This window comes from Marinobacter xiaoshiensis, assembly GCF_031631795.1.
Lineage (GTDB): Bacteria > Pseudomonadota > Gammaproteobacteria > Pseudomonadales > Oleiphilaceae > Marinobacter > Marinobacter xiaoshiensis.
In genome coordinates, this window is sequence record NZ_JAVMBO010000010.1 from 146684 (window position 1) to 165939 (window position 19256).

At 53.4% G+C, this 19256-nt stretch carries 24 protein-coding genes; 19 read left to right on the forward strand and 5 right to left on the reverse strand.

The annotated features are described in order from the left end of the window. The first annotated feature begins 21 nt into the window (after positions 1 to 21). The 17 genes from RKA07_RS08255 (at position 22) to RKA07_RS08335 (ending at position 11308) form a co-directional block, all read left to right on the forward strand. Complete coding sequence (locus RKA07_RS08255) at positions 22 to 438, forward strand: hypothetical protein (protein WP_310966083.1); 417 nt, start codon at positions 22 to 24, stop codon at positions 436 to 438. Positions 439 to 534: 96 nt separating this feature from the next. Beyond that, positions 535 to 783, forward strand: a complete 249-nt coding sequence (locus RKA07_RS08260; RefSeq protein WP_200204499.1) for a DUF3297 family protein — start codon at positions 535 to 537, stop codon at positions 781 to 783. 26 nt (positions 784 to 809) lie between these two features. Then, entirely contained in the window at positions 810 to 1781 is a 972-nt protein-coding gene (gene cysK / locus RKA07_RS08265; RefSeq protein ID WP_310966084.1) for a cysteine synthase A, read from the forward strand. A 357-nt stretch (positions 1782 to 2138) separates the two neighbouring features. After that, entirely contained in the window at positions 2139 to 2633 is a 495-nt protein-coding gene (locus tag RKA07_RS08270) for a hypothetical protein (protein WP_200204492.1), read from the forward strand. 254 nt (positions 2634 to 2887) lie between these two features. After that, positions 2888 to 3880 (forward strand): phosphate/phosphite/phosphonate ABC transporter substrate-binding protein, encoded by a 993-nt coding sequence (gene phnD, locus RKA07_RS08275; RefSeq protein WP_200204490.1) that lies wholly within the window; start codon positions 2888 to 2890, stop codon positions 3878 to 3880. A gap of 53 nt (positions 3881 to 3933) precedes the next feature. Further along, on the forward strand, positions 3934 to 4728 hold the full coding sequence (gene phnC, locus RKA07_RS08280) for a phosphonate ABC transporter ATP-binding protein (RefSeq protein WP_310966086.1): 795 nt from the start codon (positions 3934 to 3936) through the stop codon (positions 4726 to 4728). Continuing rightward, positions 4725 to 5543, forward strand: coding sequence for a phosphonate ABC transporter, permease protein PhnE (gene phnE / locus RKA07_RS08285; protein ID WP_200371126.1), 819 nt, complete (start codon positions 4725 to 4727; stop codon positions 5541 to 5543). The genes phnC and phnE (RKA07_RS08285) overlap by 4 nt, the downstream gene beginning before the upstream one ends. Then, a complete protein-coding gene (phnE, locus tag RKA07_RS08290) occupies positions 5537 to 6346 on the forward strand; it encodes a phosphonate ABC transporter, permease protein PhnE (RefSeq protein ID WP_310966087.1) in 810 nt (269 codons plus the stop codon). The genes phnE (RKA07_RS08285) and phnE (RKA07_RS08290) overlap by 7 nt, the downstream gene beginning before the upstream one ends. Before the next feature lie 17 nt (positions 6347 to 6363). Further along, positions 6364 to 7137 carry an HAD-IIB family hydrolase gene (locus tag RKA07_RS08295; RefSeq protein WP_310966088.1) on the forward strand — a complete coding sequence of 258 codons (774 nt, stop codon included), beginning with the start codon at positions 6364 to 6366 and terminating at the stop codon, positions 7135 to 7137. A 16-nt stretch (positions 7138 to 7153) separates the two neighbouring features. Further along, entirely contained in the window at positions 7154 to 7936 is a 783-nt protein-coding gene (locus tag RKA07_RS08300; protein ID WP_310966089.1) for a DeoR/GlpR family DNA-binding transcription regulator, read from the forward strand. Positions 7937 to 8009: 73 nt separating this feature from the next. Beyond that, positions 8010 to 9263, forward strand: a complete 1254-nt coding sequence (locus RKA07_RS08305; RefSeq protein WP_310966090.1) for a glycerophosphodiester phosphodiesterase family protein — start codon at positions 8010 to 8012, stop codon at positions 9261 to 9263. Between the two features lie 23 nt (positions 9264 to 9286). Then, on the forward strand, positions 9287 to 9409 hold the full coding sequence (locus RKA07_RS08310) for a CDGSH iron-sulfur domain-containing protein (protein WP_310966091.1): 123 nt from the start codon (positions 9287 to 9289) through the stop codon (positions 9407 to 9409). Between the two features lie 63 nt (positions 9410 to 9472). Continuing rightward, positions 9473 to 9832: a glutamate synthase-related protein gene (locus RKA07_RS08315; RefSeq protein WP_310966093.1), complete on the forward strand. Its 360-nt coding sequence runs from the start codon at positions 9473 to 9475 to the stop codon at positions 9830 to 9832. Next, positions 9820 to 10101: a glutamate synthase-related protein gene (locus RKA07_RS08320; protein ID WP_310966094.1), complete on the forward strand. Its 282-nt coding sequence runs from the start codon at positions 9820 to 9822 to the stop codon at positions 10099 to 10101. The genes RKA07_RS08315 and RKA07_RS08320 overlap by 13 nt, the downstream gene beginning before the upstream one ends. A 38-nt stretch (positions 10102 to 10139) precedes the next feature. Then, positions 10140 to 10493, forward strand: coding sequence for an MliC family protein (locus tag RKA07_RS08325; protein WP_310966095.1), 354 nt, complete (start codon positions 10140 to 10142; stop codon positions 10491 to 10493). A 193-nt stretch (positions 10494 to 10686) separates the two neighbouring features. Next, positions 10687 to 10890, forward strand: coding sequence for a hypothetical protein (locus RKA07_RS08330; protein WP_310966097.1), 204 nt, complete (start codon positions 10687 to 10689; stop codon positions 10888 to 10890). A gap of 46 nt (positions 10891 to 10936) precedes the next feature. Continuing rightward, entirely contained in the window at positions 10937 to 11308 is a 372-nt protein-coding gene (locus RKA07_RS08335) for a YajD family HNH nuclease (RefSeq protein WP_310966098.1), read from the forward strand. A 30-nt stretch (positions 11309 to 11338) separates the two neighbouring features. Here RKA07_RS08335 and RKA07_RS08340 read toward each other — a convergent pair whose 3' ends face one another. Together RKA07_RS08340 and RKA07_RS08345 are read right to left on the reverse strand one after the other, a co-directional pair. Continuing rightward, positions 11339 to 12037, reverse strand: a complete 699-nt coding sequence (locus RKA07_RS08340; protein WP_200204460.1) for a class I SAM-dependent methyltransferase — start codon at positions 12035 to 12037, stop codon at positions 11339 to 11341. Positions 12038 to 12137: 100 nt separating this feature from the next. Further along, complete coding sequence (locus tag RKA07_RS08345; RefSeq protein WP_310966099.1) at positions 12138 to 12896, reverse strand: DUF1499 domain-containing protein; 759 nt, start codon at positions 12894 to 12896, stop codon at positions 12138 to 12140. A gap of 118 nt (positions 12897 to 13014) precedes the next feature. Here RKA07_RS08345 and RKA07_RS08350 point away from each other — a divergent pair, with 118 nt between their 5' ends. After that, complete coding sequence (locus RKA07_RS08350; RefSeq protein ID WP_200204580.1) at positions 13015 to 13281, forward strand: DksA/TraR family C4-type zinc finger protein; 267 nt, start codon at positions 13015 to 13017, stop codon at positions 13279 to 13281. Between the two features lie 7 nt (positions 13282 to 13288). Here the strand turns inward: RKA07_RS08350 and RKA07_RS08355 are convergent, their stop codons facing one another. Then, complete coding sequence (locus tag RKA07_RS08355) at positions 13289 to 15370, reverse strand: DUF8754 domain-containing protein (protein WP_310966100.1); 2082 nt, start codon at positions 15368 to 15370, stop codon at positions 13289 to 13291. Positions 15371 to 15555: 185 nt separating this feature from the next. Here RKA07_RS08355 and RKA07_RS08360 point away from each other — a divergent pair, with 185 nt between their 5' ends. Then, entirely contained in the window at positions 15556 to 16569 is a 1014-nt protein-coding gene (locus tag RKA07_RS08360; RefSeq protein WP_310966101.1) for a class I fructose-bisphosphate aldolase, read from the forward strand. A 7-nt stretch (positions 16570 to 16576) separates the two neighbouring features. Here RKA07_RS08360 and RKA07_RS08365 read toward each other — a convergent pair whose 3' ends face one another. Beyond that, the gene (locus RKA07_RS08365; RefSeq protein WP_310966102.1) at positions 16577 to 17557 is read right to left on the reverse strand and encodes a tRNA dihydrouridine synthase; all 981 of its coding nucleotides are present in this window, start codon (positions 17555 to 17557) and stop codon (positions 16577 to 16579) included. A gap of 105 nt (positions 17558 to 17662) precedes the next feature. After that, entirely contained in the window at positions 17663 to 19177 is a 1515-nt protein-coding gene (locus RKA07_RS08370; protein ID WP_200371113.1) for a catalase, read from the reverse strand. Between the last annotated feature and the right edge of the window lie 79 nt (positions 19178 to 19256).

The window sequence follows — 19256 nt, forward strand, 5'->3', positions numbered from 1 at the left end:
TAATATAAGGGGTTGACAGGTATGATTTTCTTTAATGCTGCCCGTTGGCGGGGCGCTACCATGGTGGTGGCATTGTGCGGATCGCTGGCTGGCTGCGCGGCTTTCTCGCCTGCGCCGAATTTGACCTCTGATGAAAAGAAGGCCCTCAGTGCCGATCTGAACGAGAAATACAAGGCGTATCAGGACTGCATGGCCAGTGAATCCGACCGCTTCAGCCATATCACATCTGCACCCCCTTCAGACATTGCAAAGGGTGCCCAGGCGGGCTGTGAAGCTGCGTTCAGGAATTATCACCAAGCCGTGACCAAACAGTTTACGGCCTTTGTATCAAGTGCCAGCCAAGCAGAAGCCCGAAGCCGGGCTGACCAGCATGCCAGCGATGCAAAAGATCGCACCGCTGGTCATATTATCCAGCGGGTTTTGATCCAAAGACAGTAAACCGGATGGCAGAGGGGGCAACCCTACAGCTGTGATTGAGCATCAAATCCATATTGCCTAGAATGGCGCTCCTTTTATTCAATGCAGGTTACTACCATGAGCGATACTAAATCACTGCCAGATCTACCGGATCGTCTTTCAAGAAACCCTAACAGCCCGCACCATGTCGCTGAAGTTTTTGTGCACGATATTGCTATCAAGCTTAATGGCAAAGAGCGCACCAATGTTGAGGAATACTGCATCAGTGAGGGTTGGATAAAAATCGCCTCCCCCAAAGCGTTGGACCGTCGTGGCCAGCCGCTGTTGATGACTATGAAAGGTAAGGTTGAGGCCTACTACGATTAAGCAACACGGTGCCAAGGAGATTACCCATGCCCCGCATTTTTGAAGATAACTCTCAGTCTATTGGCAATACGCCTCTGGTCAGGCTGAACCGTGTTAACGATGGCGCGACTATCTGGGCCAAGATTGAAGGCCGTAACCCGGCCTACTCGGTGAAGTGCCGAATTGGCACGGCCATGGTGCTGGATGCCGAGAAACGGGGGGTGCTGAAGCCGGGCATGACCATTATAGAGCCGACCAGTGGCAACACGGGTATAGCCTTGGCCTTTGTGGCTGCGGCCAGAGGCTACAAAATCGTTCTTACCATGCCTTCTTCCATGAGCTTGGAGCGCCGCAAGGTGCTGAAGGCTCTGGGTGCTGACCTGCTGCTGACCGAGCCCGCCAAAGGCATGCCCGGCGCGATCGCCAAAGCGGAAGAACTGGCGGCGGCCGAGCCTGAGAAGTACTTTCTGCCTCAGCAATTCAACAACCCGGCCAATCCACAAATTCACGAAGATACCACCGGTCCTGAAATCTGGAACGACACCGATGGCGCCGTGGATATTTTTGTTTCGGGTGTGGGCACCGGCGGCACGCTCACGGGCGTCTCTCGCTACATCAAGAACACCCAGGGCAAGGCTATTACTACGGTAGCCGTTGAGCCTGCCGACTCCCCTATCATCACTCAGGTGCGTAATGGCGAAGCCCTCAAGCCGGCACCGCACAAAATCCAGGGCCTTGGTGCTGGCTTTGTGCCTGGAAACCTTGATTTGGACATGGTTGATCAGGTGGAAACGGTCACCAATGAAGACGCCATGGCCATGGCCCACCGGTTGATGCAGGAAGAAGGCATTCTGTGTGGCATTTCCTGTGGTGCGGCAGTGGTTGCCGCTGTCCGTGTTGGCCAGCAGCTTGAACACAAGGGCAAGAACATTGTGGTCATTCTGCCGGATTCTGCCGAGCGCTACCTCTCCAGCGCCCTCTTTGCTGAGCAGTTTGGCGATACGGAAAACGTGCAGTAAAACGCCACCTCATAATGGCGCTCCGAGTCTTGTTGGGGCGCCATTATGCAACCCAAAACTCAGAACCCAGTCGTTCGATTATGTTTTCCGACTTTTTGAACCGTAAAACGACCTACGCTACTGAGTTGCGAGATTTCCACGAATGGCACAAAGGCATTGTGAAGTTTTACATCGCATAAAACTGGCACCCCAGGCTAGTTAACCAGGCAGGTTGATAAGGTTCCGTAAAACACTGCAAAATTCAGGGGTTCCGTGTTCCCGTTACAATTGCTTTGGGCTAGGGTTAGCGCAACCTTTAACTGCCGGCCACTCTGGCGGCTGAGACTATGCGAAGACTGGTTTTATTTTGGAGACACAATGAAGAAAATCCTTTTGGCCGCTTCTGTTTTGTTTGCTTTGAATGCCAATGCCGATACCACGGTTATTGAATCCCAGGCCGTCAAGAATGGTGTTGTAAAGTGTGTGGCACCTCTGGCAGAGATGGGTGATTTCATTATTGGTGATAAAAACCATGCAACCCATTCAACCTGGAACTCAGGCGACCCGGATAACCGCCTCTATGCTTCCTTGTCGAGCAAGGGCTACTCTGATGGCGATTCCCATGTAACTGTGATTGCCGCGCCTACGTCATCAGGCAAATGCGACACCACCTATGTTGAAACCTTTGCGTTACCAAAGTCCTGCATGCTCACCAGAGAAGAGGTGTTCGGTGACTGGGCCTATGTAGGCACAATGAACGGCAAGACCCTAATTCTGAAAAATGAAAATGATACCGTAAACATTTACCTCTCTGCTCAAGGCACAAACGACAACATTTGCCTGGTTTCAAAAAGAGAAGTTATTTACCAGTAAGTCCCTCCCAAATAGCGGTGGAATGGCGCTGTCACATCCACCGCTGCATCCATTTGTTCCTCTCTTCCCGCGTTTGCTCTCAGGTTGTGTCTTCATTTCATGCACTCCCGGTCTTGCCTCATGGCAAGTTGCTGCTACTATGAATGTTCAATTGAACATCTAGCAATAAAAAACCAATTGGAGTCGGCCCTCCCCAGATGTTCAATTAAACCGCATGGAACCCATGCTTGGACCGCTCCCGACGGAGAATCACAATGAATTTCCATAAAAAAAAGCTTCCCGGGGTACTGCCCTCTGCTGCCTTAGCGGCTTCCGTTTTGATGGCAAGTTTCAGCGGTCAGGCGTTTGCCGACTGCGAGAGAGGCGCACTGGATACTCTGTATTGCGATGAAAATGGCGACATGGTTGCAGACTTGCCTGCGGACAAGTCCAAGTGGAACGATCCCAACACCCTGATTTTTGCCTACACCCCGGTTGAAGACCCCGCCATTTATTCCGATATTTGGCAGCCGTTTATCGATCACCTTTCGGAAGTGACCGGCCGTGATGTTCGCTTCTTTGCCGTTCAGTCCAACTCAGCTCAAGTAGAAGCTATGCGCAGCGGCCGTCTGCATATTGCTGGTTTCTCCACTGGCCCAACGCCTTTTGCGGTAAACCTGGCTGGTGCGGTTCCTTTTGCGCTGATGGGTTCAGAAACAGGTCAGTTTGGTTATACGTTGCAGGTGTTCACCCACGTTGATTCAGATATTCATGAGATGAAAGATCTGAAGGGCAAGCGCGTAGCTCACACTTCCCCAACGTCTAACTCTGGTAACCAGGCTCCAAGAGCCCTGTTCCCTGAGATGGGCATCGTACCTGGAGAAGACTATGAGATTTCCTTCTCAGGTAGCCATGACCAGTCCATGCTGGGTGTGGTCGCAAAAGACTACGATGCAGCTCCGGTAGCATCGGAAGTCGTTGAGCGTATGGCGGCTCGCGGGCTGTATGACACAGACGACGTGCGTCTGGTTTGGGAATCTGATCGCTTCCCGACAACGTCTTACAACCATGCTCACAATCTGCACCCGGATCTGGTCGAGAAGATCCGCGAAGCGTTTTATACCTTCCAGTTCGCCGGCACTGAGCTGGGCGACGAGTTTGAAGGCGTAGAGACCTTCGTTCCGATCAACTACAAAGATAACTGGAAGGTCATCCGCACCATCCAGGCCTCCAACGGCGTCCAGTACACCCGCGACAACCTTAAATAAGTAGACCAAGAGCCTCTGGCTAACCGCCAGGGGCTCTACCCGGAGTTAATCACATGTTAGAGATTACCAACCTCGTAAAACGTTACGGGCAAAACGAACCTGTGCTCAAAGGCCTGAATCTGACGGTTGATGGTAGCAGTGTTGTTTCCATCGTCGGCGCATCCGGTGCCGGTAAAAGCACTCTGTTACGCTGCATTAACCGGTTGGTCGAGCCAACTTCGGGTTCGATCAAGCTGAACGGCCACGAGTTGGTCAATCTTCGCGGAAGCGACCTGCGCCATTCTCGCCGCCGCATCGGTATGGTTTTTCAGGGCTTCAACCTGATTGACCGGTTAACTGTTATGGAAAACGTGCTCTCTGGTCGACTGGGCTATGTGTCCTTCTTCCAGGCTCTGACTCGCCGCTTTCCGCAATCGGATATAGACCGCGCATTCAGCCTCATGGAGCGGGTGGGTATCGCCCACTACGCCGATAAACGTGCCGACCAACTGTCTGGTGGTGAACGCCAGCGTGTTGCCGTAGTACGCGCACTAATGCAAGAGCCCGAGATTCTTTTGGCTGACGAGCCCACCGCTTCGTTGGACCCGAAAACCTCACAGCAGATCATGAGCCTGCTGCAAAGCCTTGCCAGTGAAATGTCTTTGCCTGTACTGATCAACATTCACAACGTGACCCAGGCGCGTATGTACACCGACCGTATTGTGGGCATGCGTCATGGGCAGATGATTTTTGACGGTGAACCCAAAGACTTCAACCAGGATGCTCTGGATGCCATTTACGGTGGCATTGAGTCGCCGGAAGAAGATGCAGGTGAACCCGCATCCCCAACTGAGGAGGCTTCGGCATGACATCCGGGAACACTGCATCCGGTGCACAACCGGGCAGGGTCTGGAAAAAGCCCCCTTTCATAGCAAATCCCTGGATTCGCTATGGATTGGTCGCAATCACCCTGGCCTACTTGTACTGGGCATTCTCAACACTGCCTTTTGACTGGCAGCGTATCGCTGAAGGCTTGCCTCGGGCAGGCAAAATTTTTGGCGGCGCTTTCCCTCCCAGTTTTGAACGCGGCGGGCTGCTGTGGACGGGCTTCAAGGAAAGCTTCCAGATTGCCTTTTTGGCGACCATGCTGGGTGTTCTCCTGTCGGTTCCCATTGCGGTCATGGCGGCTCGTAACGTAGCGCCCCTTCCCGTTTACATTCTGGGGAGGACTCTTATTATCGTCTCCCGCAGCTTTCACCCGGTTATCGTCGCCATTCTGTTTGTTGCAGCGGTGGGCTTTGGCCCTATGGCGGGCATTCTTACCCTGACTCTCTATTCCATCGGCTTCGTTGCCAAGTTATTGGCAGAAGAGATTGAAGAAATTGATTGGGGCCAGGTTGAAGCCATGCGTTCTGTTGGCGCCGGTTACATGAAAATCCTGGTTTATGGGGTTTTCCCACAGATCATGCCGCGCCAGATCGGGCTATCCATGTATCAGCTCGACAGTAACCTTCGCGCATCGGCCGTTGTTGGCATTGTGGGTGCCGGCGGTATCGGTGGCACTCTGATGAACGCTTTCGGACGTTACGATTACGATTTCGCCTTTGCCATTTTGCTGATGATTATTGCGATCATTCTGGTCAGTGAAGGCTTGAGCGGATGGGTGAGGAAAAAAGTATGGTAGATCACGCTGCAAAACTGACCGACCGAGTCTGGTCGCGCTACGACCGTAAAGAACAGCTTACGCGCTATGCGGTCTACCTGGCCACGCTGATAGCTGTTGTTTGGGCCGTGCGTGATATTGATATTTTTTGGCCCTGGGTTTGGGATGCGCCCAACCAGATCCAAAGCTTGGGCGCACGCATGTGGCCGCCGGAATTCAGCAAGTGGAGTGCGATTTTCTCCGCCATGCTGGAGACGGTGCACATTGCCACCCTGTCCACCATGCTGACGATTTTCATCGCTCTGCCGGTGTCTTACATTGCGGCGCAGAACACCACTCCGAACAAGGTCACGCTGTGGATTGGCCGGTTCATTCTTGTCTCCAGCCGTTCTGTTAACACCATTATCTGGGCTTTGCTGTTCGTGGCGATTTTTGGCCCGGGTGTGCTGGCCGGTATTTTGGCAGTTATGTTCCGCTCCGTCGGCTTCATCGGCAAGCTTATGGGCGAGGCTATTGAAGAGATTGACCGCCGTCCGGTGGAAGCCATGGAAGCAACCGGTGCCAGCAAAATGAAGGTGGTTCTGTATGCGATTGTGCCTCAGGTAATGCCGGCCTTTTTTGCCATCATTATTCTGCGTTGGGATATCAACATCCGTGAATCCACTGTGTTGGGCTTGGTGGGTGCTGGTGGTATCGGGGTGCTGTTACAGGGTTCCATCGACATGTTTGCTTGGCAAACTGTTGCAACTATCCTGCTCGCAATCGTTGTGTTGGTCATTCTGGGCGAGGCGCTGACCAGCGTCCTGCGCAAAAAAGTAATTTGACCTGGTAAACCGATTCTATGAAAGACAGTATCGATTTTGGCAAGGCCGACATTCTCTTCACCGATGTGGACGATACGCTCACCACCGGTGGCCGGCTTCTGCCAGAGACCTATCAGGCTATCTGCCGTTTGGCAGAGGCCGGCATCAGTATCATCCCGGTAACCGGAGGCTGCGCTGGCTGGTGTGATCAGATCATTCGTACCTGGCCAGTAAAAGCGGTTATTGGTGAAGGCGGAGCCTTCTATGCCGAACGCACTGCCCCACAAACAGTTAGCTGGCACTTCTGGGAAAACGAGGCCAAACACCGCCGCGACCAGCAAGCCATCTTGAATGCGGTTGCCGCATTGGATCTGGACTTCGAGGCCAAGCTGGCCACAGACCAACCCTTCCGTTTTGTAGACGTTGCCGTGGACTACAACCAGCAGGAATCGCTGACACCTGAACAGGTAGCTGCGATTCACGATCCTCTGGTGGCTCAGGGCTTCAGCGTTCGCCAAAGCTCTATCCACATCAATATCTGGCTCGGCGATTTCGACAAATCCACTATGTCGCTTCGAGTGGGCCAGGAGTTACTGGGGCTGGATATCGAGTCCTTGCAGAAGCGCTCTGTTTTCATTGGTGATGCACCCAACGACGAGAGCATGTTCCGCAGTTTTCCGATGAGTGTTGGTGTAGCCAATATTCGTAAGCATTTACACGTTATGACCCATCAGCCCGCAGCGATTGTCAGCCAACCTTCGGGATTGGGCTTTGCTGAAATGGCAGAGGCCTGGCTGCAACATCGCACCTGACCGAGCAGGTAATCTGATGAGTGCCAAAGAACGCCAGCGCTGCATCCTCGAATGGGTGCATGAACAAGAGCATGTCGAAGTTGAAGACATCGCTCAGCGCTTTGGCGTCACTACGCAAACCATTCGCCGCGACATCAACAAGATGTGTGAACTGGGTTTGTTGCGCCGTCGTTATGGCGGTGTCAGCCTGCCAGCGAGGCCTGCACCATCCTTTGCTTTACCCCAAGATGAACCTACATCCAGTCAACTCGCTAAACAGCGAATGGCCAAACGCGTTGCCGCAGATATTCCTGAAGGCGCCACCGTTAGCCTGGGGGTTGGCAGTACCGTTGAACGGGTGGCACAAGCGCTGATTCATCATCATTCGCTTCGAATATTGACCAACAATTTCAGTGTGGCGGCGGCACTTTCAGGTAACCCGGGTATCGAGGTTATCGTGTCTGGAGGCATGTACCGCCATAACCATCACGATGTGGTTGGGCCAGAAGTCAGCAGCTTTTTCAGCTCCTTCACGACAGACTTCGGCATTTTCAGCACCGGAAGCATGGATCTGGAACAAGGCTTGATGGATCACGAAATCCGCGAGGCTGAAGTTAGCCGTGCCATCATCGCAAACACCAGAACCCGTATGCTTGTGGCAGACCACAGCAAATGGACTCTGAACGCACATTGTAAAGTGGCCACGTTCAAATACGTTGACCGTTTTTACACCGATTCCGTCCCACGGAAACAGCGGGCAAACTTGCCCGACTCCATGGCCATCATTGAATGCGACGAACCACAGCTGGTGGTTAGTTGATCAATAGTGAGGTGGCCACTAATGTTTAGCTCAGTAATATAAATTCAAACAAAAAATACAGAAGGATTCTGTCATGAAACGTACACTTTCCCTGTCACTGCTCGCGGGTTCTATTGCGGTCATGTCTGGCTGCAGCACCATGGATCACAATGCCAGCACCCCTGAAGCCTCCCCTACTGACAGCCAGGCGCTGGTTCAAGTTGGACCCCGGCCTTACTTCCTGATTAACAACATGGACGAAGGCAAGCTGAAGCAGTCCCTGCAAGCGTGTGAATCCAAGCCGGTGACCTCTTCGACCTTCTCCATCGGTCACCGGGGTGCTCCTATGCAGTTTCCTGAGCATACCCGCGAATCTTACATAGCGGCCGCACGAATGGGCGCCGGGATCGTAGAGTGCGACGTGGCCTTTACCAAGGACAGGGAGCTGGTGTGCCGCCATGCCCAGAATGACCTGCACACAACCACCAACATCGTGGCTGTGCCGGAATTGAACGCCAAGTGCACCAAGCCTTTTACACCCGCAGACCCAGCCACGGGCCAAAAGGCCGAAGCTGAATGTCGTACAAGCGACATTACGCTGGCTGAGTTCAAATCGCTCAGGGGAAAGATGGATGCGTTTAACGCTGATGCCACCACACCAGAAGAATACCTGGGCGGCACGGCCGACTGGCGAACGGATTTGTACGCCACGAACGGAACAGTGTTAAGCCACCGTGAAAGCATCGAACTGCTCAAGGAATTGGGCGTTCAGTTCACTCCGGAGCTGAAAACGCCGGTGGTCGACATGCCGTTTGAAGGCGACTACACACAGCAGGATTATGCTCGCCAGATGATTAATGATTACGTGCAGGCAGGTGTTAGCCCTTCCGATGTATGGCCTCAGTCGTTTTTGCTGGAAGACGTGGTGTTCTGGATCAATGAAACGCCTGAATTTGGCAAGCAAGCGGTCTTTCTTGATGAAGATGATCACTCCCCTGAAAACGTATCCCTTGAGTACATGGAAAGCCTCGTTCAACAAGGGGTTCCTGTTCTGGCGCCTGCAATCTGGAAAATGCTGACCCTGAACAGCAACAACGAAATTGTACCTTCCGAGTACGCTCTCAACGCCAAAGCCGCAGGCCTTGACCTGATTGGCTGGTCGCTTGAGCGCAGCGGGCCACTAAACTCTGGCGGCGGGTGGTACTATCAGAGCGTAACCGATGCCATCAACAATGACGGTGACATGTTCACAGTGATTGATGTGTTGGCTCAGGAAGTGGGTGTAATCGGCATTTTTTCAGACTGGCCGGCCACTACAACCTACTACGCCAACTGCATGGGCATATAAGCTGAACCCTGGAGTTACACCTAATGAACCCGACCGTAGCGAATAACAGGCCTGTAAAAGTGGATCTTGCAGACGGCGAGGAATACTACTTTTGCACCTGTGGCCGTTCCAACAAGCAGCCGTTTTGCGATGGTACTCATAAGTAGTTTGATGCCAGTGCAGTTGGCAAGGAAGGGCCTGGCATCAAAGCGGGAGCAAGTGAGATTCCCGTGGCAAGTGCCACTGTTGAGGAACCTACGGTCGAGTTCATACATCAACTGGCCAGAGATGGCTTATCAAAGATGGGGCACCATGGTCCTATGACCTCCATGGGGGTGCCCCGTCATTTGCTGCCGCACTGGGATGATATTCAGGTGATGACGGCGCAAATGGCTACACAGCCTCTGCTTGAAGATGTTCCCGTTAGTACCGAGCTGGTTATCGGGCCCAGAGCCAGAAAGCCGCTGAAGCTCAAGATTCCCCTGCTTGTTTCCGACATGAGTTTCGGAGCCCTGTCTGAAGAAGCCAAGCTGGCTTTGGCGAAAGGCGCCGAAATGGCAGGCACGGGCACGGCGCTATGCAATCAATAGGCTGTGTTGCTGCCCGCATGTGCAACACGAACAACTGCCCTGCCGGTATAGCCACACAAAAAGCAGATCTTCGGCAGCGTTTGAACGTCGAAAAATCCGCCGGGCAGCTCAGGAATTTCTTTGAAGCCTCTGTAGAGTTGATGCAAGTGATGGCCAGAGCTTGTGGCCACGATTCGTTGAATTCATTCAACAGTGACGATTTGGCAACTTGGCATCGGGAGATGGCTCTGTTATCAGGAGTAAAGTTTTCAGGGTTTATTGAACCCTGATCAACTTTTCCATCACTCATCTGACTTTTGAGGTATGTATGAAGATCTATGCTCCCCTTACGTTGGCGCCTGCCCTTTTCCTCACTGCCTGCGCAAGTTCGTCACAGGATGATGCAAAAGCCGGAAGCCAGACAGCCGCCACGCACACCTATCAATGCGAGAGTGGCGAAACGATTACGGCAACCTACCCTTCCAACACATCTGCTGTAATTCAGCACAAGGGTGCCAAGCACACCATGCAAATCGCAGTGTCTGCCAGTGGTTCACGCTACGTTGGCAACGAACTGGAATGGTGGACAAAGGGCTCCGGGCCCGGTGCTGAGGCTGCCCTGCTCCACCACAAGCCTGATGGCACTTCCGGCAAAATAATAGAGAACTGTGCTGAATCCTGAGCATCGAAAGAGATGAAAATCACGCTTGCTCTGTCGCATTTGAACTAATATAGAGGCTGGATTCCCGCTTCCCGAAGCCCTGCTTCAAGAGGTATAGCTATGCAATATTTGGGAGTTGTTGCCAGCCTCATATTGTTCTCTAGCCGCGCGTTTTCTGCCAAAACGATAGCAGACGAGCAGCATTGCGCTTACGATGATCACCCTGGGCACTCAGGCCGGGTTTACAGGGAAACGACGACTTGTCGCCACTATCCCCTTGATACTGGCGTTTGCAGTGCTGATGACACTGGTTGTTGATCTGAACCGCCCTCAAAGCGGTTTGATAAAGGTGAGCCAGCAGTCGATGATTGATCTTCAAAACAGCATGGGCCCCAATCACGCCCCGACAGTGGAATAGCCCTTTACCCGAGGGGCGCTTCCGGTTTATTAAAGGAATATCCTGCATGAGCCAAAATACAGGCAACACAAGCAAGGTAGACAGACTGCTGGCTGAACAGCGTGATTATATTGCGAAACGCGAAAGTGGGTACCGAGAGCGCGCTCTGAAAATGTACCCCTGGGTATGCGGCCGCTGTGCCCGTGAGTTTACGCGCATCAATTTGCGTGAGCTTACTGTGCATCATGTTGACCATGACCACGACAACAATCCCGCCGATGGCAGTAACTGGGAATTGTTGTGCGTGTACTGTCACGATGAAGAGCACAGCAAGTTCGAGGATTTTGTGCGCTACGGAGGCAGTTCCGAAAAACGCCGGGAATCCGCAACGCACAACCCGTTTGCAGGGCTAAAGGAAGCGCTTGAGAAAAAGAGCTGAATAACTGGTGCACGCTGGACACCAAGCGATTCAGGCATTGCTGCTTGAATCAGAGCCTGGCGGGCTCGGCGCATCTCCTCTCCGGAATTTGAGCACATGCCCTTTGAAAGGCTTGTCCAGATAGTCTGTACACTCCGGCTTTTCCTCAGAAAAGCTGAACCCGTGAGTTTCCATGCGACGACTGAACTTGTTTTTTCTGCCCCTTCCCGGATCCACCAGAATGACTTCACAGGCCGTGTTGGCGTGCCGGTCAATAAAATCCGCTAACAGGTTTATGTGCTCGTCTTCGTACAACACATCACTACCAATAATAATATCAAACAAGCCCAGATCGCTGGCTTTGTCCGCCCAGTCAACTCGTTGATAACCTATCGCTTTACCGTGATTGAGCTGTGTGTTCCGCTCCAGAAATACGCCCACCTCAGGATGATAATCCGTCGCTGTAATATCATCATTACGTTCATTCAAAAGCAGGCTGGAAAGCGCCATTCCACAGCCAATTTCCAGAATTCTCTTGCCCTCGGTTGGATGGTTCACAATGTAATGGGCAAGCACCAGGCTTGATGGCCAGATAATCCCGAACAGGGGCCAGGTAGCAGAGGAAATGCCCAGTTTGAGGGCGATATCGTTTGGATCGTCGAACTGCTGATTATCACGCAAAGTGCACACGTGAATGTCCACGTTGCCGAACTCAATAGTTTGGTAGCGAAGACGTAGTGGTGATTTCATTGAGGGTCACACTGAAGGAGTTAGGCCCGCCAACCTGTTAAATGAAGCGGCAAATCCTATTCCTTCAGAGTATACCCCCTGGCTGACTTGAGAAACTATTTTATCGTTTTGCCAGATCCTCAAAGAAAATCTGAATCCGCTCGGCGTTGGTACCAAGATCGCTCTTACCCAATCGGGAGGCAGAACGCATATCCACTTGCACGCCCTGCTCTGTTTCCGTCATACGGATAGCCACATCGTCTTTAAACCCGAACCAGCGAGTGGTCGCAGTGGCTTCGATGGTGTTGTCGGTGGTTCCGGCAATCTCCCAGCCACGGGCCTGAATCTTCCTTTTTACCGTTTCCATAACACTGGCCAGGGGCGCGTCCACCAGAATCGGTTTTAACTGGGGGTACGCTAACTGTTGCTGCTTCGCTGTTTCCGCTCCGGGATAGTCCACGGCATTGGGGGCTTCTTCACGGGCCGCCGCCAACAATGTGAAGGCAGGAGGGTTTTCCATATCCGTTGTGATGTCGTGGATGGGGGGCACGCTTTGGGCGCGCTCCTTCATCTGCATGGGTATGGCAACCATTGCCACAACAGCCAAGGTTACCAACACACCCACCAGAGCCGGCCGCCACCGGCGCAACACACCCGCAAGTACCAGAGTTATCAGCCCAAGCAAAGCCGCGCCCATTGCCAGTTGTGCACCCTGACGCAACCACGTGAAGGAAGTACCCAATCCGATCCAATCTGCCTTGTAAGCTGGCCCGGCAATGGCCATCAACACACCTGCAACGATCAACAGGGCTATGGCAAGCCACGCTGTAACAAGAGGCCACTTTCCGCCGCGTCGTGGTGAGTTGTTTGCTGACAGCATTTTGATTCCTTCATTGTGGATGGGACAAACTATTACGATGCCATACCTTAGCCCGATCACCCTGGCTTTGGTATGCTCAAGGATCACAACAGGTAAAGGCTTTGCCGAGGGTAAGGTTATGGCTGGTGGCTGGACCCGTGATGGGGCTGTACAAGATCAGATTGATGCGAGCGTAGAGGATGCCGTGGCTGAGGCACGTAGCCGGCTCGGCAGGGGTGAAAGTGCAGAATTCTGCGAAGAGTGCGACTGCCCTATTCCTGAAGCTCGGCGCAAAGCGATTTCCGGTGTACGCCTGTGTGTGAATTGCCAGGCGGCCCTGGAAAAGCAGGAAACCACATCAGGCGGCATCAACCGCCGAGGCAGCAAAGACAGCCAGCTGAGATAGCCGGGCGTCAGGCGTCCGGCGTAGCTGCTGCCAAGTCGCCGGCATCACTTTTTGCCGCCAGCACCCTCACCCGCTCGAAGTCCTCTTCATTGAATACCCCGTTCACACCGGATATGGCCGCCAGCGTCATGCCATGCTTCAGGCCCAGTTTGTAAATATCCCGAACCTTTTCCCACTCAATGTTGCGGCCCAGTGTAAAGTTCTCAAAACGGCCTTCCAGCGCCAGCACGATGGTTTCTGCCAGGCAGGCGTAGGCTACACCTTCAGGTAGGCCGATGTTTTTCATATATACATCATTGCCCGGCAACTGAACCTCTCCGGATTCAATTACCAGTACATCGGGACGTTTGGCCACATCTTCTGCTGATATATCCAGCGGCCGAGCCACATCAGTGATCACGCAGCCGGGTTTTACCCTCATGATATCCAGAATGCGTTTTCCGGCACCGGAGGTGGCCGTCACGATCATGTCCATATCTTCAAGATCACGATCAGCAGAGCCCGCAACGTGCACTATGGCTCCCGGCGTTTCCTGCTCAATACTTTCTTTCAAAGCCAGAAGCTTGGCGGGCTCAGGTGCGGCCAGATAAATCTCGTCCACCGCTTTGGCCAGCAGGCGCGCGCATACTGATCCAATAGCACCCGTTGCGCCCACCACCATGGCTTTGCCTGTCATCTTGCCGTTTTTACCTATCTTGGCGCGGCCTATCATTTTCACCGCATCCTTGGCAGCCCAGAGTGCACCGGAAGCGCTGTAACTGTTGCCTGTGGTAATCGGGAGCGGCGCCCGCTTTGCAACGGTAATACCGGCGTCTCCCACCACTTTTGTGAAGGCACCCAGGCCCATGATCTGTGCGCCCAGCTTTTTCGCCAGATTGGCAGCCGCCAGCAGCCTGCTGTAGGTAAATTCAGGATCGTGGGCCATGATTTCTTTTGGCGTACCGCCTACGGTAATCAGCCACCCTTCCGCCTCATCCCCAGTGGGCGATTTGATGCCGGTAACTTTGGAATAGATAAACGGTGGCGCGTAAGCCACTGCTTTTTCCACCAGATTCATCACCATCGGCGGTGAGACACTGGCAACCCAGTCTAACGGTCGGGTTTTGGTCAGATACTGCTGAGATAGAGGGTGAATCACAAAGGCAAATCGGTTTATCCGTCGATAACCACTCGGGTAGAGAATCCGCGGCTCAATACCCAGGCTCTGAATCACCCCAAGATAATCATCAGCACCCAACTGGCCGGGGGTACGTGAGAGCGCCGCGCTGATCATGGCTTCCATCACATTCACGCCCACTGGTCTACCTTCCAGCCAGGGACTGTAATCCACCACCATGGCCACCTTGCGTGACCGCATCCAGTCCAGAGCCTCTTCCGTTACGCGGGAAGTGATGATGGTTTTGCCATCCAGCTCTTTGTGGGTGAAATTTGCCAGATCACCCATGTGGCCAACGATAACATGGGAGTCTTTCGCTGCCTGATGCAGGGAGCCTTTGATCAGCCCTTCCCCAAGACGATACAGCGGCGTGCGGAGCACGGTTTCAAGCGTTTTCACGGCTGACGGGCGAAACATGATCGGCGCGGTCAACGAGCTGTAGGTTTCCAACTGTTTGAGGGAGGTGAGCAGCCGTGGCACGCCGAAGTCCATATACGGATCGGCAAAGAACAGGTTATCCGTATGCTCGGAAAGGGCTTTTGCCACCCGGTAGCCGGCTTGTCCATTCAGGAAGAGGACCCGGGCGTTATCGAAGAAGTGCCCCAACTCGGTTTGGGTTAGGCGCACAGCCCACTCCTGAAGAATACCCCGAAGCCCTGCGCCACTGGTTATCGGTTTGTCTGGAATACAGGCTTCAAGCTTTGCGGTATCCGGGTGTTCCAGCTTCACAGAGCCAACCTGATAATGATCGGATACCATACTGAGGCCAAAAGCGTCGGCCCGCTCATGATAGGTTTTCAGAAGCGCGACCGCGCGAGAAAGATCTCCGTCGGTCCCGGCACGGATCACCCGGAAGGCTTGTCCCAGAAACTCGGTTTCCAGATCGTAATCGTATTCGGATGAACCTTGGCTTACGCTGATAACAGTTTTCATACCCAATCCTTGTTCTTGCCGAAACCTTGTTATGTACAGAGTAGGACTATGTACCCATTATTGTTTTAGCACAGGTCAAGTTTATCCTGCGTCATACCAACCGCCCCCAAATGAACAGGCTACACTGAAGATATATCACAACGGATATCTGCCCCGACATACCTTCCCCTTCAACAGGAGCCAACATGAGCATTCAAGCCGAATTGCACGCAACCGTTCAGGCGCTTGTTCAGCCTGGCAAAGGCATTCTCGCTGCCGATGAAAGCCACCCCACGATTGCCAAACGGTTCAAGGCCGTTGGTGTTGAATCCACTGAGGACAAACGCCAGGAATATCGCAGCCTTATTTTCTCCACACCCGGGCTTGGTGAGTTCATAAGTGGCGTGATTCTTTTTGAGGAAACCCTTGGCCAAAACAGCCTTGAGAGAGTAACCATTCCAGACCTGCTGAAAAGCCAGGGAATTGTGCCGGGCATTAAGGTAGACAAGGGTAAGAAGCCACTGGTTAATGCCTTGGGAGATGAAATAACCTACGGCCTGGACGGCTTGGACGACCGGTTGGAAATCTACAAAAATCAGGGGGCCCGCTTTGCCAAATGGCGCGCCGTGTACAACATTTCCGACACTCTGCCTTCACGACAGGCGGTGGAGGCCAACGCCGAAATGCTGGCACGCTATGCCGCGCTCTGCCAGGCCATAGGCGTTGTGCCCATTGTGGAACCCGAGGTTCTGATTGATGGTGATCACACCATCGGGCGGTCTGCGGAAGTAAACGAAATCGTGATTGCAGAGGTTTTCAATGCACTTCGCCGCCACCGTGTGCAACTGGAAACCATCATTCTTAAACCAAGCATGGTAACGCCGGGCAAAGAGTGCGCGAAGGCGCTCCCGGAAGATGTGGCAGAAGCCACCTTGCGGGTATTCCGCAGAGTAGTTCCGGCGGCCGTTCCGGGTATTAACTTCCTCTCCGGAGGGCAAACCCCGGAAGAAGCCACCCTGAATCTGAACGCGATGAACAGCTTTGGCCAGCAGCCTTGGTACCTGAGTTTTTCCTATGGGCGTGCGCTACAGGAGCCGGCTCAGAAAGCCTGGGCCGGGAACCTGAACAACAGGTCGCAAACCCAGGCTGCCATGCTTAAACGCGCAAGGTTGAATGGCGCCGCAGCCCAGGGCTTGTACACACCCGGAATGGAAAGCTGAAGGCAGATCAGGCTGCCTGAACGGCAGCCTTGGACTTGGCAGGGACAACCTGCTCAAGGCACGCCAGCATAGGCGCAACCTCGCGGATCTTACGGGCGTGAGGCCACAGTGCTTCAGCCTCAGCAAACCCCTGGCGAAGAAAGTTCAGCCACTGTTTGATGCGACCGGTTACGTACTTGTCTTCCAGCCACCCCTGAAGCACGCTGGCGTATTCTTTCACTAATACCACTGCTTCTGGCCAGGTCATATCGTCAACCTGAACACCCTGCTGGCTGGCTTTGATCTTGAGAGCCAGATCTGGCCTTGCAATCAGGCCCCGACCAATCATTACATCCTCACAACCGGACACCTCACGGCAACGCCAGTAATCCGCCACGCTCCAGATCTCGCCGTTAGCAATGACTTTGGCCTTCACCGCCTCCCGTGCCTTGGCAATTTCCTCCCAGTAAGCAGGCGGTTTGTAGCCATCCACTTTGCTGCGAGCATGAATAACAATCTCTTGAGCGCCCGCAGCGTCTAATGCCTGAGCACAGGCTACGCCCATTGAGCGATCGTCATACCCCAGGCGCATTTTAGCGGTTACCGGAACACCTGCGGGCACGGCCTTGCGAACCGCCGCTGCAATCTCATACATCAATTCCGGTTCACGCATCAGCACACAGCCACCCTTGTGCTTGTTCACCGTTTTCGCTGGGCAACCAAAGTTAATATCAACCTGAGTCGCGCCCAGTTCCGCCGCCTTACGGCCATGCCAGCCCATTTGTTCGGGGTCTGAACCCAGAAGCTGAACGGCCACGGGGGTACCCACTTGCGTGAGTGACTGGTTGTGCAGCTCCGGTGCAAACTTGTAGAAGACCCTTGGCGGCAACATGCTGTGGGTCACACGGATAAACTCCGTCACGCACCGGTCTATCCCGCCAACTTTTGTGAGCGTTTCTCGAATAGGTGCGTCAACCAGCCCTTCCATCGGGGCAAGAATGATCCGCATAGGGTCTCCATATATTCAAAATTAAAAATGCGCGGAAGCCCTAAAAGCAACCGCGCAGTTCGGCAACTGCCTCACTTCTCGTGAGGGCTTTTATTCAAGCCGATATTACTCTGCCAGTTCAGGGTCTGCAGATAATTCATCCGGCGACTTGACCGACATACCCAGAGCCTTGGCAACCCCTTCGCCATAGGCGCGGTCACAACGGGTGCAGTTGTCGATGTGGCGCTGTTTGATGAAGTCTGGAGCATCCCCCATATTCCGCCCGGTATTTTCAAACAGTACCTGCTGCTGGGCAGGTGTCATCAGTTGAAACAGTGCGCGCGGCTGACTGTAATAATCGTCATCATCTTCGCGGAAATCGAACATGGCCGCATTTCCGTCAATCTTGAGCGGCGGCTCTGCGTACTCGGGCTGATCTTTCCACTGGCCGAAACTGTTTGGTTGGTAATGGGGCAAACTACCGTAATTGCCGTCCATCCGGCCAAGACCATCGCGGTGGTTGCTCATAACCGGACATTTGGCAGCATTCACCGGCACCTGCTGATAGTTTACGCCCAAGCGGTACCTTTGCGAATCCGGGTAATTGATTAGTCGTGTCTGAAGCATCTTGTCCGGGGACACGCTTATACCAGGAACGAGATTTGATGGCGAGAAGGCCGCCTGCTCAACATCCATGTGATAGTTTTCAGGATTTCGGTTCAGCTCAAATTCACCGACCTCGATAAGCGGGTAGTCCCCTTTTGGCCAAACCTTGGTCAGGTCAAACGGATGAACGTGGTAGGTTTCCGCATCGGCTTCCGGCATCACCTGCACATACATTTTCCAGCGTGGGAAATCGCTCCGTTCGATAGCGTCAAAGAGATCCCGCTGGTGGCTTTCGCGGTCATCAGCAACAATCGCTGCAGCCTCGGCGTCGGTCAGGTTCTCAATGCCCTGCTGCGTTCTGAAGTGGAACTTCACCCAGTAACGCTCACCTGCTTCGTTCCAGAAGCTATAGGTGTGGCTGCCAAAACCATGCATGTGCCGGTAACTCTTGGGAATGCCACGATCCGACATGACTACAGTCACCTGATGCAGGGCTTCTGGCAGAAGCGTCCAGAAATCCCAGTTGTTCGTCGGCGAACGCATGTTGGTTTTTGGATCGCGTTTTACTGCTTTATTCAGGTCTGGGAATTTTTTGGCATCCCGCAAAAAGAACACAGGTGTGTTGTTGCCCACCATGTCCCAGTTGCCTTCTTCGGTATAGAACTTGAGCGCGAAGCCGCGAATATCACGCTCAGCATCAGCCGCGCCCCGCTCCCCTGCCACGGTGCTGAAGCGGGCAAACATTTCAGTCTTTTTACCCACTTCACTGAAGATTTTGGCGCGCGTATACCGGGTGATATCGTTGGTTACGGTGAATGTTCCGAACGCTCCAGAGCCTTTGGCATGCATGCGACGCTCAGGGATGACCTCACGCACGAAATTGGCGAGTTTTTCGTTCAGCCACACATCCTGGACCAACACAGGCCCACGCTTGCCAGCGGTCATCGAGTTCTGATTGTCGACTACCGGGGCACCAAAGGCAGTTGTAAGGTGTGATACCGGACATTTGCTCTTATTCGATTTTTCATCGGTCATGGTCAATTCCTCTGAAGTTCCAAACACAATTAAGCAGCTTATACCCGGGCTTGGAGATACTAAAGCTTTGGAGGATAGA